15 protein-coding genes are annotated in these 16,977 nt (G+C 66.5%); 3 read left to right on the forward strand and 12 right to left on the reverse strand.

Features of this window, described 5'->3' with window-relative positions:
• Positions 1 to 49: 49 nt before the first annotated feature.
• Both CH273_RS05050 and CH273_RS05055 read left to right on the forward strand, forming a co-directional pair.
• On the forward strand, positions 50 to 3,994 hold the full coding sequence (locus CH273_RS05050) for a Pls/PosA family non-ribosomal peptide synthetase (RefSeq protein ID WP_256991285.1): 3,945 nt from the start codon (positions 50 to 52) through the stop codon (positions 3,992 to 3,994).
• Positions 3,995 to 4,000: 6 nt separating this feature from the next.
• The gene (locus CH273_RS05055; RefSeq protein WP_052049457.1) at positions 4,001 to 5,338 is read left to right on the forward strand and encodes a M1 family metallopeptidase; all 1,338 of its coding nucleotides are present in this window, start codon (positions 4,001 to 4,003) and stop codon (positions 5,336 to 5,338) included.
• 100 nt (positions 5,339 to 5,438) lie between these two features.
• Here CH273_RS05055 and CH273_RS05060 read toward each other — a convergent pair whose 3' ends face one another.
• Positions 5,439 to 6,053, reverse strand: coding sequence for a hypothetical protein (locus tag CH273_RS05060; protein WP_143546176.1), 615 nt, complete (start codon positions 6,051 to 6,053; stop codon positions 5,439 to 5,441).
• A 99-nt stretch (positions 6,054 to 6,152) separates the two neighbouring features.
• Here CH273_RS05060 and CH273_RS05065 point away from each other — a divergent pair, with 99 nt between their 5' ends.
• Complete coding sequence (locus CH273_RS05065) at positions 6,153 to 6,842, forward strand: DUF6518 family protein (protein ID WP_179275424.1); 690 nt, start codon at positions 6,153 to 6,155, stop codon at positions 6,840 to 6,842.
• On the opposite strand, the gene CH273_RS05070 is transcribed toward CH273_RS05065, so the two are convergent.
• From CH273_RS05070 to CH273_RS05120, 11 genes are all read right to left on the reverse strand, one after another.
• A complete protein-coding gene (locus CH273_RS05070; protein WP_032395186.1) occupies positions 6,763 to 8,013 on the reverse strand; it encodes an MFS transporter in 1,251 nt (416 codons plus the stop codon). The genes CH273_RS05065 and CH273_RS05070 overlap by 80 nt on opposite strands.
• Positions 8,010 to 8,657, reverse strand: coding sequence for a GntR family transcriptional regulator (locus CH273_RS05075; RefSeq protein WP_179275428.1), 648 nt, complete (start codon positions 8,655 to 8,657; stop codon positions 8,010 to 8,012). Before CH273_RS05075 ends, CH273_RS05070 begins: the two co-directional genes overlap by 4 nt.
• Before the next feature lie 150 nt (positions 8,658 to 8,807).
• Positions 8,808 to 9,005 (reverse strand): hypothetical protein, encoded by a 198-nt coding sequence (locus CH273_RS05080; protein WP_032395188.1) that lies wholly within the window; start codon positions 9,003 to 9,005, stop codon positions 8,808 to 8,810.
• Between the two features lie 112 nt (positions 9,006 to 9,117).
• Positions 9,118 to 9,528 carry a DUF2752 domain-containing protein gene (locus tag CH273_RS05085; RefSeq protein WP_032395189.1) on the reverse strand — a complete coding sequence of 137 codons (411 nt, stop codon included), beginning with the start codon at positions 9,526 to 9,528 and terminating at the stop codon, positions 9,118 to 9,120.
• Between the two features lie 19 nt (positions 9,529 to 9,547).
• Entirely contained in the window at positions 9,548 to 9,889 is a 342-nt protein-coding gene (locus CH273_RS05090) for a cupredoxin domain-containing protein (RefSeq protein ID WP_032395540.1), read from the reverse strand.
• A gap of 22 nt (positions 9,890 to 9,911) precedes the next feature.
• The gene (locus tag CH273_RS05095) at positions 9,912 to 10,886 is read right to left on the reverse strand and encodes a HEAT repeat domain-containing protein (protein WP_032395190.1); all 975 of its coding nucleotides are present in this window, start codon (positions 10,884 to 10,886) and stop codon (positions 9,912 to 9,914) included.
• Positions 10,887 to 10,895: 9 nt separating this feature from the next.
• Entirely contained in the window at positions 10,896 to 11,540 is a 645-nt protein-coding gene (locus CH273_RS05100) for a HEAT repeat domain-containing protein (protein ID WP_032395191.1), read from the reverse strand.
• A gap of 34 nt (positions 11,541 to 11,574) precedes the next feature.
• Positions 11,575 to 13,632 carry an FUSC family protein gene (locus tag CH273_RS05105; protein WP_032395192.1) on the reverse strand — a complete coding sequence of 686 codons (2,058 nt, stop codon included), beginning with the start codon at positions 13,630 to 13,632 and terminating at the stop codon, positions 11,575 to 11,577.
• Positions 13,633 to 13,653: 21 nt separating this feature from the next.
• Positions 13,654 to 14,946 carry a GAF domain-containing protein gene (locus CH273_RS05110; protein ID WP_032395193.1) on the reverse strand — a complete coding sequence of 431 codons (1,293 nt, stop codon included), beginning with the start codon at positions 14,944 to 14,946 and terminating at the stop codon, positions 13,654 to 13,656.
• Between the two features lie 44 nt (positions 14,947 to 14,990).
• Entirely contained in the window at positions 14,991 to 15,758 is a 768-nt protein-coding gene (locus tag CH273_RS05115; protein WP_032395194.1) for an acetoin reductase, read from the reverse strand.
• Positions 15,755 to 16,813 carry a 2,3-butanediol dehydrogenase gene (locus CH273_RS05120; protein ID WP_032395195.1) on the reverse strand — a complete coding sequence of 353 codons (1,059 nt, stop codon included), beginning with the start codon at positions 16,811 to 16,813 and terminating at the stop codon, positions 15,755 to 15,757. Before CH273_RS05120 ends, CH273_RS05115 begins: the two co-directional genes overlap by 4 nt.
• Positions 16,814 to 16,977: the final 164 nt, after the last annotated feature.

Genomic DNA, 16,977 nt, shown 5'->3' on the forward strand with positions numbered 1-16,977 from the left:
TGCCAACGCAGAGTTACTTGCAACGAACGAGAAGGACGCCCGGTTGTCTGTGCATCGAGAGAACGATCTGCCGGGTTCGAGCGCGGACACAGCACCTGCCCCGGCGGCGTTTCTTCGCTCGCCGCAGGCTCCACCCGCCCGGACGCTCATCGACATCCTCCGCGACACGGCACATCGTTTCCCCGACGCCCCCGCGATCGACGACGGTGCCGTGTCGGTCAGCTACTCCGAGTTGTTGGACGACATCGCCGAAGGCGCTCAGTGGCTCGCCAACGCCGGTGTCAGGCGCGGCGATCGCGTCGGAATCCGCATGCCGTCGGGTTCGTTCTCCCTCTACGTCGCGATCCTGTCGATCCTCGCGGTCGGTGCTGCCTACGTGCCGGTGGACGCGGACGACCCCGAGGAGAGGGCCGAGTTGGTCTTCGGCGAGGCGCAGGTGACGGCCATCGTCACCGCGGGCGGCATCGCGGCCGGTACTGCCCCCAAGCAGGACGTTCCTCAGCACGACCTCACCGAACACAATGCCGGACCGCCCACCCCGCAGGACGACGCGTGGGTCATCTTCACCTCGGGTTCGACGGGCACTCCCAAGGGGGTTGCCGTCAGTCATCGCAACGCAGCGGCGTTCGTCGACGCCGAGGCCCGCATGTTCCTGCAGAAGGATCCGCTCGGTCCGGGCGACCGAGTGCTGGCCGGATTGTCGGTGGCGTTCGACGCGTCGTGCGAGGAGATGTGGCTGGCGTGGCGGCACGGAGCGTGTCTGGTTCCCGCGCCCAGGTCTCTGGTGCGGTCCGGCTTCGACCTCGGCCCGTGGCTCGTCTCCCGCGACATCAGTGTCGTCTCGACGGTCCCGACGCTGGCGTCGCTGTGGCCCGCGGTGGCGTTGGAAGCGGTGCGGCTGCTCATCTTCGGCGGCGAAGCCTGCCCGCCGGAGTTGGCCGAGCGGCTCGCCGTCGAGGGCCGTGAGGTCTGGAACACCTACGGCCCCACCGAGGCGACGGTCGTCGCGTGTGCGGCGATCATGGACGGCAAGGGTCCGGTCCGGATCGGGCTCCCCCTCGATGGATGGGACCTCGCTGTCGTCGACGGCTCCGGCACCCCGGTGCAGGTCGGCGAAGTCGGTGAGCTGGTCATCGGGGGCGTCGGACTCGCTCGGTATCTCGACCCGGCCAAGGACGCCGAGAAGTACGCGCCCATGCCGTCCCTCGGGTGGGAACGGGCGTATCGCAGCGGAGATCTGGTCAAGCTGGAGCTCGAAGGTCTGTTGTTCCAGGGTCGCGCCGACGACCAGGTCAAGCTCGGCGGTCGACGCATCGAGCTCGGCGAGATAGACAATGCGCTGCAAGCACTTCCGGGCGTCGGCGGTGCGGCGGCCGCCATCCGCAAGACGGCTGCCGGTAACTCGGTGCTCGTCGGGTATCTCGCGAGCACCAACCCCGATTTCGATCTCGAAGCCTCTCGCGAGTTGCTCGCCGAACAGTTGCCTGCGGCCCTGGTCCCACGCCTGGCGTTGGTCGACGAGATGCCAACGCGCACCTCGGGCAAGGTCGACCGCAATGCGCTGCCGTGGCCCCTGCCCGGCATGGCGGGTGCCTCCTCGCTCGGCGGCACGGCGGGGTGGGTGGCCGAACTGTGGACCAACATCCTCGGCGCGCAGATCGCGGACGAGAACGCCGATTTCTTCGCCAACGGTGGCGGTTCGCTGTCGGCCGCGCAATTGGTGACGGCGCTGCGCGAGCGGTTCCCCGAGATCACCGTCGCGCAGCTCTACGACCACCCGCGGCTGGGTTCGCTGGCGCAGTATCTCGACGACCTGAAGCCGGTCGTCGAGGCCGTTCCCCGTGAAGTCGCCCCGACCTCGCGCACCGCGCAATGGGCGCAGATCGCGGCAACCGTTCCGTTGACCACCCTGACCGGATTGCAGTGGGTCACCTGGCTCGGACTGCTGTTCAACGTCATGTCCTGGTTCGGCGACGTGCCCTGGGCTCCGACGCTGTCCTGGTGGTGGGTGCTCCTGGCATTCGTCCTGTTCATCACCCCGGTCGGCCGCATGGCGATCTCGGTGATCGGATCGCGCATCCTGTTGGCCGGGCTGAAACCGGGCGCGTACGAGCGCGGCGGGAGCATGCACATCAGGCTCTGGGCCGCAACGCGATTGACCGATGCCAGTGGTGCGTCGAACCTGTCGGGCGCACCGTGGATGGTCTACTACGCGCGCGCTCTCGGTGCCAAGATCGGCAAGGGCGTCGACCTGCACACCCTCCCGCCGGTCACCGGCTTGCTCGAGTTGGGTGACGGCTGCTCCATCGAGCCCGAGGTCGATCTGTCCGGTCACTGGATCGACGGCGATCTCGTCTACATCGGCGGCATCGAGATCGGTGCCGGTGCCACCGTCGGTGCCCGCTCGACGCTGCTGCCCGGCACCAAGGTCGGCAAGAACGCGGTCGTCACGGCAGGCTCCGCCGTCGTCGGACGCGTGAAGGCCGGCCAGATGTGGTCCGGTTCGCCGGCTCAGAAGGTCGGCAAGGCCGATCATCCGTGGCCCGCGGAAGCTCCACCACGCGCAACCCATTGGGTCTTCGCCTACGGCGTCGCATCTCTGTTCCTGTCCGGCATGGCGCTGTTCTCGATCGGCGTCAGCCTGGTGCTGATGGGCTGGTGGATTCACACCGCCGACTCCGTGCTCGACGCCTTCGAGCGTGGTCTGGTGATGTTGCCCGTGGCGACGCTGGTGTCGTTGGCGGTGTTCGCGCTGATCACCGTCGTTGCGGTGCGGGTGCTCAGCATCGGCCTCGTCGGCGGCTACCACCCGGTGCGCAGCCGCATCGGTTGGCAGGTGTGGGCCACCGAGCGCCTGATGGACTCGGCGCGCACGTTCCTGTTCCCGCTCTACGCGTCGCTGTTGACGCCCCATTGGCTCCGGCTGCTCGGCGCGAAGATCGGCAAGGACGTCGAGGCGTCGACGGTGCTGATGATCCCCAAGTTCACCACGGTCGCGGACGGCGCATTCCTCGCCGACGACACCATGGTCGCCAGTTACGAACTCGGCGGCGGCTGGATGCATCTGGGCGATGCGAAGGTGGGCAAGCGAGCTTTCCTCGGCAATTCCGGCATGACCGGTCCCGGCCGAACCGTCCCGAAGAACGGTCTGGTCGCCGTGCTGTCCGCCACTCCGGACAAGGCGAAGTCCGGCTCGTCGTGGCTCGGCAGCCCGCCGGTGCGACTGCGTCGAGCCGCCGGTAGCGCGGACTCGTCACGCACGTTCGATCCGGCGCGCAAGCTGAAGGTCGCCCGCTCGCTCGTCGAGACGTGTCGGTTGATTCCCGTCGTCGTGACGTTCGGCATCGGACTCGGAGTGTTATTCGGGCTGACCGCCGTCGCCGACGCCGTCGGATATTGGTTGGCGGCACTGGTCAGTGGCCTCGTGCTGCTCGTCGCCGGTTTCGTGGCCGCTGCGGTGTCGGCGTTGGCGAAGTGGCTGTGGGTGGGCCGGATCGGCAAGACCGACCATCCGTTGTGGAGTTCGTTCGTATGGCGCAACGAGGTGGCCGACACCTTCGTCGAGACCGTCGCCGCGCCGTGGTTCGCGCGCGCTGCCGAGGGCACAGCGGTGTTGAACATGTGGTTGCGATGGCTCGGTGCCGATATCGGCCGCGGAGTCTGGTGCGAGACGTACTGGCTTCCCGAGGCCGATCTGGTGACATTGGCCGACGGTGCGACCGTCAACCGAGGGTGCGTTGTGCAGACGCACCTGTTCCATGATCGGATCATGTCCATGGACACGGTCGATCTCGGTAGAGGCGCAACACTGGGACCACACTGTGTCGCGCTGCCGGCATCGGGAATCGGTGACGGCGCGACGGTGGGGCCTGCCTCCCTGGTGATGCGCGGTGATACGGTTCCCGCGCATACTCGTTGGCAGGGCAATCCGATCGCGCCCTGGGCCAAGGGGGATCCCTTCCCGCGCATCCGCGACGACCGAAACGAGGGGTGATCTTTCGTGCCAGACAGGCTGGTGGCACCGGTGTTCGACGTCGATGCCAGCGACAATCCGATCGATACATACCTTCCGCAGAACGGAAATCGGGGCTACCGCGTCTCGCGCTACGAACTCGATCTCGAATACAAGGTCGAGAGCAACCGGCTGACGGGCAAGGCGAAGATCACCGCGGTCACCACGGCGACGGTGTCGAAGTTCGCGTTCGATCTCGGCCCGGCGATGAACGTGTCGAAGGTGTCGGTCAACGGCTCGCGATCGGTGAAGTTCAGCCACCAGCGCGGCAAGCTGAAGATCACGCCCGCCAAGCCTATCGCGTCGGGCGCGGCACTGGTGGTGACGGTGTCGTACGGCGGAACCCCCAAGCCCATCAACGGTTTCTGGGGTGAGGTCGGCTGGGACGAGCTCACCGAAGGCTCGATCGTCGCCAGCCAGCCCAACGGGGCCGCGTCGTGGTTCCCGTGCGACGACCATCCGGTGTCCAAGGCCAGCTACGGCATCACCATCACCACCGATTCGCCGTACTACGCGGTGGCCAACGGAACGTTGGTGCGCAAGCAGACTCGCGCCAGCCGCACCACCTGGGTGTACGAGCAGCCCGAGCCGATGGCCAGTTACCTCGCGACCATTCAGATCGGTCCGTACGAGCATCGCATCGTCAGCCCGGGGCCGGTGCCGATGAAGGCCATCACTCCGCCGCGCCTGCGCGCGCAGTTCGATCACGACTTCGGTCGTCAACCGCAGATGATGGATACGTTCGTACGGCTGTACGGCCCTTACCCTTTCGCGTCGTACACCGTGGTGGTGACCGACGACGATCTCGAGATTCCGATCGAGGCGCAGGGGCTGTCGATCTTCGGAGCCAATCACTGTTCCGGTTCCCGGTACTACGAGCGTCTCGTCGCGCACGAGCTGGCGCACCAGTGGTTCGGCAACTCGCTGACCCTCGGCAAGTGGGCCGACATCTGGCTGCACGAGGGATTCGCCTGCTACTCCGAGTGGATCTGGGCCGAGAACTCCGGCGGCGCAACGGCTCACGACAAGGCCAAGCGCGCACACACCATTCAGCGCGGACTGGCCATGGACCTACAGCTCAGCGATCCCGGGCCCGCCCGCATATTCGACGACCGCGTGTACAAGCGCGGTGCACTGGCACTGCACGCCGTGCGGCGCACCATCGGCGACGAGCGCTTCTTCGGACTGATCCAGGAATGGACCTCCAAGTACCGCTACTCGACGGTCGCGACGGCGGACTTCACCGACCTCGCCTCCCGCTTCGGTTGCCCCCGAAGTCTGTGGGACGCATGGCTGGTGGACAAGCAGCTGCCGTCGTTGCCGTAGTTCCCGGCGCCTTCGAATCGGCTCCCGAGTTTCGGATTTCAGCCTGCTATCGGAGGCCTGGATCCAAGTCTGGGGAGCCGATCCCCGGTGACGTCAGCGATTACCCGAGCGACAGGGCGAGGCCTGCCACGGCGTAGCCGTACATCGCCGACGTCGCCAGTGCCTGCAGCCAGAAACCTCTCGGGAACGACGCCGCCCAGCGTCCCTTACCGTCCAGTTGCAGATCGCAGGGGAAGTCGCTGATGGCCACGGCAGACGACGGTTGCTTCGAGTGCGCGAGCACCACACCGGTGGTGAACGGCAGTCCCCGAACGAACAGGTGCCCGCGCGCTTCCCCGGCCCGGTACCGAACCGTGGATTGAGTGACAACCCCTGTGTACCAACGTCGTTGGACGTTCCATCCCGTGGCGTGCGCGAGGCGAAGGTTACGGTCGCCGCGCAGAGCGGTGTCCACGGTCTCGACGTCGGCGATCACTCCCCACCGCAGCATCGATACCCACCAGGCAACCCGTCGGCTGCGAAACGCCAGGGCCCCGAGCAGAACGATCGCGAAGACGTACGGCACCACCATCGGATATTCGGACCAGCAGGCGGCCGGCACGATCACCGCGATCAGGAACCAGTACGCCTCGCGCCGGTTCCATACGGTCGCACCCGCGAGCGCCACCGTCGGGGGTACCCGATGCGGCGGGACCGTGCGCGAGGACTGCAGCATGATGCCGCTGATCCTAGAGCCGAACGGGTCGGCTCGCACCCACTCGCGGAGACCTCCGTCTGTTCGGAAAACCGCACGATGCCTGCGTACCATCCGCTGATGGCGAAACGGTGGTGGGGACTTGTCATTGCAGCCGCGATCACGGTGGCTCTCGTGTCGCTCGCCTCGAACATCACGAGCGAAAGCCAGTTGTCCGCTGAGGCAAACACATTGCTGGCCGTGCGCTCGACCTTCAGCAAGTTGGTGAATTCGGGTGCCGTATGGGCCGGCCTGCCCATCCTGTCCGGCTGGCTGGTCCGCCGTCCGCTGCATGCATTCGCGGCGGGGATCGTCGCGAGTCTGCTGGCGTTGGTGGTGCACTACGGTGTCGGTCAGCTGTTCGGGATGTTCGACGAGACCGTGTGGGCGGGGAACCGAGTATGGTTCGCTCTCGCCCTTGTCATGGGCGGCCCGTTGGGTCTGGTCGGGGTCGCAGCACGAGGCGGCGGCCCGTCAGGTTCGATCGCGCGTCTGGTCGTCCCCGCTGGGGCGGTGATCGAGCCGTTCTTTCGGGGCATGTTCAGCGTGCCGACGATACTGCCGTGGCCGGAGCGCGTCGCCAGTATCACCGCGGGCGTAGTCCTCATCGCAGCGGGAACGGTCGGTGCCGCGGTGCTGATGCGCCGGCGACGAAAGCAGCTCGGATCGCAGAACAGTTCCAGACTCCGTCCTACGGCAAGTGAGCAGATGTCTTCGACCGGACCACCAGTCCGCACAGCGCCGCCATCACTGCGCCGAATCCGAAAATGATCGGATACGTGACCACCCCGGGCCAGGTCTCGGTGAGAGCCGACAGAACGGCAGGCACCGCGAAGCCCAGGTAGGTCAGCGAATAGAACACCGCGGTGAGGCCGGCGAGGTCATCAGGGCCCGCAATGCGTTGCACCTCTTGCAGACCCGAGACCAACGCCATGCCGTACCCACAGCCGAGGACCGCTGCCGCGATCAGCGCCGCAGCAATGGTGAGCACCGACGCCGCCCAGGCAGCAACGGCCATGCCGACCACCAGGAGAGTGAGTGCAACCAGTGCCCCCCGCGCGTTGGCCGGTGTGTCGATCCGACGTCCGACGGCCTGAATCGCGAAGCCGGAGCCGAGGGCGATCACCGCCATCGCAGCGGAGAGGGCGACGGGATAGCCGCCCCCGGGTTCGTCGGCCAGAGCATCCGCCATCAGTGACGGCAGCACCGCGTAGGCGACGCTCGCGGCACCGAACACCCATGGGGCCAAGGGCAATACGACGAACAGGAATCGGCGATGCGATGCGGACGGAATCCTCAGGTCGTCGAGCAGCCGCTTGTTCTTCGACGCTGTTGTGGCAGTGCGCGTTTCGGGGACCGAGAGCATGCCGATACCGGCGGCGATGCAGATCACCACGTGCACGCTGTAGGCGAGGTGCGTCGGCCAGGGTGCCCATTGTGCGAGCACGCCTGCGACTCCAGCACCGAGGGCGAAGCCGGCGGTCAGCGACATCGCGGCGCGGCGCGCTCCGGCACCGGGCTTGGCGGTGGAGTCGCGACTCGAGAGTTCCTTGACCCAGCTCCCGCCCACGGCCATACCGATTCCGAGCGCGATGCCGCTGAGCACACGGCCACCGAAGAGCATGTAGGCGTTGTCGGGTCCGAGCGCGATCAGAATGGACCCGGCCGCGGCAATTGCGGGGGCGGGCAACATGATCGGGCGTCGACCGAGCCGATCCGAGAGCGGACCGCAGATCAGCATCGCCGGAATGATGCCCAGGACGTAGGCGAACAGGAACGTATCGACCACAACGGCCGAGAAGCCATGATCGAGCCGATACATCACCAGCAACGGTGTGAACTCGTTGCCGCCCCATGCCACGGCGAACATGCCCGACGCGACCAGCAGCCAGCGTCGTGCAGTCAGCTCGAGGTCTCGATCGTTCGTGAGCGTTTCGCTCATCGTGTTCCCCCTCTGTCCGGTCGTAGGCCGTGCACCCCGAGCATGTGTCGTTCGACGGCCTGCTCGAATCCGTCTGCGTCGCCGGCCTCGATCAGGTCGGTGAGTCGGCGATGGTCGTCGACGATGCGCGAGATCTGACCCGGATCACGCGTCACCGAGGCTGCCGTCATCCGCCGCTGACGCTCGCGAAGTCCGTCGTAGAACGCGTCGAGCAACGGGTTGCCGCCGGCATGGACGACGGTGCGATGAAAGTCGGCGTCGACGGCACTGAATTGTGCGGCGGTGCCGTTCACGGCCAGCTGCTGTTGTAACTGCAGGTTCTCGCGCAGGGCGGCCACCACGGATTCGCGGGCTCTGGCGTCCGTGATGAACGCTCGGACGCTGCCCGATTCGACCAGCCTGCGCGCATCGACGACACTCTCGGCTTCACCCACCGCGATCGGCACCACCAGTGCCCCACGCTTGGGATACAGGCGCATCCATCCTTCGACCTGAAGGCGCAGAAATGCCTCGCGTACGGGAGTGCGACTGATCTCGAGGCGCGACGCGATCTCGCCCTCACTGACGAGCTCACCGCCGGGAAGCTCCCCCGAGACAATGAGCTCCTTGACCGTCGCATACGCCGTATCGGCGGCAGATCTCATCTCGGACACAACATAGATACTAGATGCACCTCATCTGTGCACCAATTTCGGCCACCCCAGAAGTCCACTCAACGTGACATCGACCGTCGAAAAGGCCACTGAATGTCACATTGACTCCCCAAAGGCGGCGGGGCGGCGGGGCGGGGTCGGTCAGGGCACCCAGTGCCGTGCGGCGATGTCGTCGATCACCGGATCCCCGTCCTGTGCCGCGTCGAGTGCGTCGAGGTCGTCGCGCAGGGCGTTCAACCGTGGGTCGTCTCCCTCGGCCTGTTCGGCGGCGGTGCCTCCGTCGTCGGCGAGTTGTGCGAGGAGTTTTGCGCGGACGCGATCCCGCAGAGAGTCGCTCATTCGTCGTCACCTTTCTTGAACACGCGGCGGGCCGTGGGGATGAGCGCGATGAGCACGCCCAGCAGCACGATGATCGAGAAAATTTCCAGCAGCACAGCTACTCCTAGTCGTGTCAGGTCGGGGCGATCGCGGTGCCCCATGGGGTGTTGCGCACCACGGTGAAGACGGTCAGCAGGGCGAGCACCACAGCCGCAGCCAGACGATTCGGGCCAGGCAACGCCAGAGGTATCTGCATCCAGCGAGCCCTGAGCCACAGGCCCCACAGTCCGACGGCCACGACGACGCACATCACCGCAACAACATTGCTCGACGCGGCCGCGGCGACGTCTCCGCGAGTGAGGTCACCGAGCGCCCTGGTCGTGCCGCATCCGGGGCACCACAGTCCGGTCAGAGCGTGGAACGGGCACGGCAGATACGTGGACGTGCGGGGGTCGCGGACGTGCAGCAGTACTGCCACACCGACAGCGGCAGCGGCCACGCCGAGGGGTGCGGCGATGCTGCGTCCTCGGGTCGGTGCCGTCATGCCCCTGAGCCTAGGAGTTTCAGGGCTCGACGACGATGGATGCCGTCATGTCCGGATGCGGAGTGCAGTGATACGTGAAGGTGCCCGCGGTGTCGAAGGTGTGCGTGAACTGTCCGGTTTCCATGATCTGACTGCGAAACGAGTTGTCGTCGGCGACGACGTTGTGGGCCATGCCGCGGTCGGCGAACACCCAGGTGACGGTGTCTCCCACCGAGATCGTCAGTGTCTTCGGCGAGTACATCCGATCGGCGACGGTCACCTGGTTCTCGGCAACGGGTTCGGTGGGTGCGGCGGGGGTGGTTGCGGTGGAGCACGCCGTCAACGTGATCGTCAGGACTGCGAGGAGTCCGAAAGCCTTCATACCGTCGACGGTACCCAAAGGGTCATTCCCGTCGGCCGAGGACGTATTCGGCCGTCAGCGCGATCGAGCGGTCGGTGTCTCGGGTCAGCTCCCGCAGGGCGCGCGAGGCTGCCTTCCCCGGAATACTCGCCAGTGCCTGGGTCACTCGCAGTCGCGTCGACGCATCACTCGGCCCGTCCATCAGTGCCGCCACGATCGAGTCTGCGGGTCCCAGCATGCCCAGGGCATCGGCGGCGTCCACGTCGTTGGTGCCCTCGAAGACCATCTCGATCAGCGTCGGGGTCGCGTCGGCCACCCCGCGCGCACCGAGTTCCAGCGCCGCGATCCGCCGGACCTGCTCGTCGTCGTGAGTGAGCGCCTCTCGCAGCACGTCGGTGGCGTCGGGGTGAGCGATCTCGACGACGGTGTCCACCGCGCGGCGTCGAATCTGGGGGTCCGGTGAACCGAGACCCTGCCGGAGCACCTCGAGAGAATCGCCGCCCGACTGCGCGAGTGCCCATCGAAGTGCCCCCGCGACGTTGGGCGCGGGCTCACGCAGCACAGCTTCGGCCAACGCGTCCGCAGGGATGGGCCGATCGCCGACCGAGGCCAGCGCCGCTGCCTGTCGGGTCCCAGCACTGACCGACTGCAGGTCACCGAGCAGCGCGACGGTTCCCAGTACGTCCTCCCAGTCCTCCGGCCGCGCGTCGCCGATTCGACGCAACCGTGTGAGCAACTCGGTATCGCGCGCGATGCGCTCCTCGGCTCGGGCGGCGAGCTCGTCGACGAGTCCGGAGGCCGCGAAACTCGGGTCGTCGAGGGCGCGACCGACGTCGTTCAGCGACAACCCGAGCGAACGCAGCGACTCGACGTGGAACAGGCGTCGAACATCCTCCGGCGCGTACTCGCGGTAACCGGTGCTGCTGCGCGAGGTGGGGCGCACGAGCCCCAGCCGGTCGTAGTGCCGGAGCATGCGCGCACTGACGCCCGACCGCTGCGCCACCTCACCGATCAACATCGCTCCATCTCACCCCGCCGTGTCGTCTACGCCAAGGGCATCGATGCGCTTGGCCTCGAACACGGCGAACCCCGCATCCGGGTCTCGGAGCAGCGCCTCGGTGGCCAGCGCGTGGGCACGAACCGAATCATTCGTGCTCGACGCGGCCCGGCGCACCATCGGTTCGATCACCGATCCGAGCGCAACCAGCGCACGGCTCAGGCTTCGCTGAACGTCGTACCCGCCTCGACCGAGTTGGGTGCCCAGCATCGCAGCCAACTGCCCTTCACTGCCGATCGGCACCAGGACCACCGCAGCTCGCCATGCGCTTCGTGCCACCTCGTCGTCGGGGTCGGAGATCAGATCCTCGGTGATCACCGGCCACGCCGACGGGTCCTCGATCTTGGACAACGTGTGCAGCGCCTGGCTGCGAGCCAGAGCTCCACCGGATCGCACCTGATCGATCAGCCGCGGAACCGTCAGCGCCGCGGGGTGGCGAATCAAGGCCCAGGTCAACATCTCCCGCACCTGAAAATCGGGTTCGACGGCGCACCGCTGCACCAGGGCGTCGAGATACCGGGGGTCCGGTGTCGTCCCGATATCGAGTGCAGCCCGCAGGCGCACCGAGGGAGTGCTGTGCTCGAGTGGCCAACTGACGAGATTCATCGAGTTCATGACGGTCAGCCAAGACCTTGTCACGGTGTGAAGGTCAAGCCCGAGTCAACACATCGGCCAGTGTTCGGTTCATCGTGTTCAGTGCCCGCACCGCACCCCGCAGCGGACCGGGCGCGTTGGTTGAGGTGAGCAGCACATCCAATACCGTTGTCTCGGTGATCTTCTCGGGCGGGTCGACATGCTCCCCGGCGACAACTGCCTCCACCTGGCGTGCGGTCTCGCGTACCAGGGCCGCGGCGTCGCGTAGAGCTCCGGCGGTCTCTGCCGAGGGTGCCGTGTCCGGGTCGGCACGCGAGGCCAGCACACCGGCCCGGGCCAGTGCGTGCGCTGACCGACCGCTGACGGCCAGCACCCGCAACAGTCGCTTCGCGCCGCGTCTGCTGCGGGTCGTCGGCCCGAGTACCAGCGGCTTACCTGACGTCAGAACGTCTTTGAGGGCGTTGTCGAGTGTGCGCGTCGACGCCACCAGGTCGGTTGCACCTCCCGGCGCAAGAACGGATTCGACACTGGACTCGATCAACGCATCCAATTGCTCGAGGTAGCTGTCGACGTTGCTCACCAGTGTCTTTCGGGTGCTGGTCGAGAAGATGAAGTAGGCCGACGCCATTCCGACGGCACCACCGACAGCAGTCTCGACGATGCGAAGCTCGAGCACCTCGATACTGAACGTGCCCAGCAACCCGTAGAGCATCGCGAGCAGGATGGTCACGAAGAACGACAGCAGCGCATACGCGACCGTCACCAGGTAGAACGCGAAGAAGACGCAGACCACGATCAGCACCAGTTGCAAGGGCTGGTTGCTGCCCACCAACGCGGCGATCACCACCCCGGCGAGCACGCCCGCAATCGTTCCGAGAACGCGTTGGCCTGCCCGCGTGAGGATTTCACCCCGAGTCGACGCCCCCGTGAACACCAGGAAGGCCGTCAGCACCGCCCAGTACCAGCGGTCGGGAGAGACGAGTTCGCCCAGTACCGTTGCGGCACTCGTGGCGACGGCTACCTGAACGGCAGCCTTGGTGCTGGGATGCAGACCACTCGGGGTGTCCTCGGCCGCGGGTTCGGACGGGCCGATATCGGGGGCCGTCGACGCCGAGACGGCATTGGTGGTGATGTGATGAATGGCTATGTGCGCCTGGACGGCTCGCTGCGCGGACACCGTCGCGATTCCGGCGGGGGTGGACGGGTCGGCCCGCTCGGCCGCTGCCGCCGCCAACCGTCGAGCGGCCCGCAGCTGCTCCGAGGACGGCGTGTTCTGCAGACACGATCCGAGCGCCGTGGTCGCCTGCCCCAGGGCCGTCGGCCACGGCTTGCTGGGATCGAGAGCCCACAGTGAGCTGACGAGTTGCTCGGTCGCGATCTGGGCGTCGAACACTCGGAGCGACAGATCGGCGCTGGTGACGCTGAGCAGCTGTCCGGCATCGTGTCGGTCGAGCCAGTCGTCGATCATCAGTGCGGTGTTGCCGAGCCGGTCGAGTCTGCGGCGCACCAGGTTCAGGTCGCGGCTCTGCCCTGCCGAGGCCGCCTCGAGCACCGAGGCCGATACCGCTCGCATCGCGAACAGCAACCGGCGCACCTCCACGACCGGCCGGTCCGGGAAGACGACTGCCCGCACGAACAGGGCGATCAGCAAGCCGCCGAGGATGGCCGCGATCAACATCGGCAGTTGCTCCGGTGTCGCGCGCAGGAACAGTGCGAAGAAGTACGAAATGAACGACACCATCCCCAACGCCGTACCGCGAGGGCCGAATCTGCGCACCCACACCGCCGTGAAGAGGACCGCGATGAATCCGACGTCGGCCACCTTGCCGAGTTCGGAGAGCAACGCCGCCAACGTCACTGCCGCCGACGCAGGCAGTGCCATCAGCGCGGTGGTGATCAGCCGACTGCGTTGATCTCTGTCCTTCACCGCCGCCGACGCCTGCATCGCCACGACGGTTCCGAGCATCGCGACCGTCACCGGTTGGCCGATGGCGCGTGTGGTCAGCACCAGCGTCACCATGGCCATCAGCACCGTCAGCGTCGTAGCCGACGCACTGCGCAGCCGTACCTGCCCCGGGTCCGAGGCGTCGAGGATCCGGGCGAGGCGCTTCATTCCCCGATTCTGCGCTACGGCTCAGCCCCGTGCCGCCCGGATCGCAGGAGCCGACGAATGCGGGAGCAACCGACTCATCTCCGACGGCGTGATCACCTCAACGGTCGCCGATTCGTCCAACCGATACGGCTGCGTGGAGATGATGCCGGCGAGGTGTTTGCGCAGCCGCGACATCTCGGCCCGTACCGTGATCGCGCGGCCGTCGTCGCCGAAGAGATCGGCCGCCATCTGTGAGGCGGTACGTCCTTGGCGATGGGTGGCGAGCAGGTACATGATTTCGGCGTGCCGGGGTGTCGGTTCGTGTGTCCACTCCCCCACCTCGCTGCGCACTTCGATGCGAGGCTTCTGCGAATTGCGCAGGTCGATACGGATTCTCGTGGATCCGATGTCGGCGACGCCGGAATCCATCGTGCTGGTGGGTCGGACGAGCCATCCACCGGGCAGGGGTTCGAAGTCGCACACGCCCAGGGTCGGCAGCCAGAACCGTCCGGTCGCGAGATCCTCGGGCAGCAGGATGCGATTGCGCAGCGCCACCGATTCGACGGCCGCCACCCAGCCGTTCGCATCGACGGCCAGGGCCGGGGATTGCAGTCGCGCGAGCATCGGTGCGGCCACCGACCGCAGTCGATCGAGTGTGCTCCGATGCAGTTCTCGCAGTTGGGATTCGGCCAATCGTGCGACGGCGTCGACCAGCGCGATGGTGGTGGGGTGCACCGTCTTGGCCGGCCCGCTGACGTCGATCGCGCCCAGCACCTGACCGGTTCGCGGATCACGGATCGGCGCGCCGGCGCAGGTCCACGAATGATGGCTGCGCACATAGTGTTCGGCCGAGAAGATCTGGACCGCGCGGCGTGAGACCAGAGCAGTTCCGATGGCGTTGGTACCCACCGAATCCTCGGCCCAGTTCGCGCCTTCCACGAAGCCGAGGTCGTCGGCCCGATCCAGCACCGAGGTCGATCCACTGCGCCACAGCACCCTGCCGTGCCGATCGGCGACCACGAGAATGTTGTCGCCGTCCTGCACCACCGACTCCAGTCCGCGCGCAAGGTCGTCGAGGATGTCGAACAATCCCGATTCTCGACGGCTGAGCTCGAGGTCGGAGACGTCCATCTGCGTCTCGGCGGGGTTACCCAACTCCGGATCGATACCCAGGGTCTGCAACCGCCGCCACGAGTCCCCGATGACCTCACGGGGCCGTGCGGGCGACTTGCCGCCGGTCATGGTCGCGTCGTACACGGCCGTGAGAATCTGCGCGTAGCGGCGCGGGTCTTCGCCGGCCGCCAGCGCAGGTTCGGGGCCTGTCGACTGCGTCATCACAGTCAATTGTGCTCCAGCTCACAAATCGGAATGAACGGGGGTCACCGATAGACCAGACCACCGTCGATCAACGGTGCCTGGCCCGTCATGTAGTCCGAGTCGGGCCCGGCGAGATACGAGACGAACGCTGCGACGTCCTCGGGCGTCTGCGCGCGACCGAGGGCGATACCGCCGACGAATTTGTCGTACGTCTCGCCTTCGGCGGCACCGGTCAACTCGGCGAATCGCTTGTCGATGGTGACCCACATGTCGGTTCCGACCACACCGGGGCAGTACGCGTTGACGGTGATTCCCTCGGCGGCATACTCCTTCGCCGCTGCCTGGGTCAGGGCACGAACCGCGAATTTCGTTGCGCTGTAGACCCCGAGCATCGCGAACCCGTCGTGACCAGCGATCGAGGACGCGTTGATGATCTTGCCCTTCTGGCCGAGAGCCTTGAATTTCGCTGCGGCAGCTTGGATTCCCCACAGCACGCCGTCGACGTTGACGGCCCAGATCTTCGCGACGTCCTCGGGGCGCACATCGTCGAGTGGGGCGACCTGCGCGATGCCCGCGTTGTTGACGATCACGTCGAAGCCGCCGAGTGCCTCGTTGGTGTGTTCGACGGCGGCGAACACCTGATCGCGATCGCTGACATCGGCCACGAATGTCGTTGCTTTCGAGCCTGTTCGACGCACCTCGTCGGCCACGCCTGCAATCTTGTCCTCGTTCAGGTCGGCCAGCGCGATGTCGTGGCCGTCGTTCGCCAACCGCAACGCGATGGCCCGGCCGATGCCCTGCCCGGCGCCCGTCACCAACACCGCGCTCATGACGCTGCTCCGGTGGAGGGGTCGACCAGGACCTTCATCTTGGTGCCCGCATGCAGCGCCTCGAATCCGTCGTCGATGACGCCGTCGAGCGTGATCTTGTCCACCCACCCCGTCGTGTCGTAGTGGCCCTGGCTCATCAGGTCGATGACGGCCTCGTAGTCGGCGGCGGTGTAGCAGAGCGAGCCCTGGATTCTCGATTCGTTCATCACCAGCTTCTGCAGCGGTGTGGTCAAAGGCTTTTCGTAGATCGCGACGCTGACCAGCGGCTTTCGCGCACCGATGCATCCGAGCGCGGTCTCGACGGCAGGTTGCACGCCTGCCGCGTCGTAGATGGCGTCGGCCCCGTTGCCGTCGGTGAGGTCGGCGATGAACGCAGGGACGTCGACGGCCGTCGGATCGAGTGTCTTCGCACCGAGTGCTTCGACCGATGCTCGACGCGTCGGCGAGGGCTCGACGACGTAGACGTTGTCGAGACCCTTACCGCGCAGGGCGAACCACAGTCCGATACCGATGGGGCCGGCTCCGAACACCATCGCGGTGTCCTCGGGCTTCGGATCTCCCAGTGTCGCAGCATGATAGGCGACCGACATCGGTTCGACGAGGGCTCCGAGTTCGAGCGAGACGTTGTCGGGCAAGGCGTGGATCATGTCGGTGGGCACGACGGTGTACTCGGCCATTCCGCCGTCGGACATCAGTCCGTGGAAACCGATCTGCGCGCAGATGTTGTAGTTGCCGGCCCGGCACGGTCCACAGTGGCCGCAGCGGTACAGCGGCTCGATGGCCACGCGGTCGCCCACCGCGATGCCGGTCACGCCCTTCCCGAGCTCGGTGACCGTTCCCGAGAACTCGTGGCCCAGCACCAGCGGCATCTCCTGTCCGGTCAGCGGATGCGGCGAGGTGGGGATGAAGATGGGGCCCGCGTAGTACTCGTGCAGGTCGGTTCCGCAGATTCCGTTGAACCCGACCTTGACCTTGACCTGGCCTTCACCGGGACTGGGCTCGGGAACGTCGGTGATCTCCACCTTGTTGGGTCCGTAATACACAGCTGCGCGCATCGGTTCTCACTCCTGACTGGATCGGATATGCACACAGGTCTATGTGACCCGGAGCACAAGCGCCAGGGTTGCAGCGCGTTGCAGTGCCGCGGCCGGGCTGCAACCTGCCGCAACCCTGACGCGCGATTGTGATCAAGCTCATAGTGACGGCGACACTGTCGCCT

Source organism: Rhodococcus sp. 05-339-2 (genome assembly GCF_002258965.1).
In the GTDB taxonomy this organism is placed as follows: domain Bacteria; phylum Actinomycetota; class Actinomycetes; order Mycobacteriales; family Mycobacteriaceae; genus Rhodococcoides.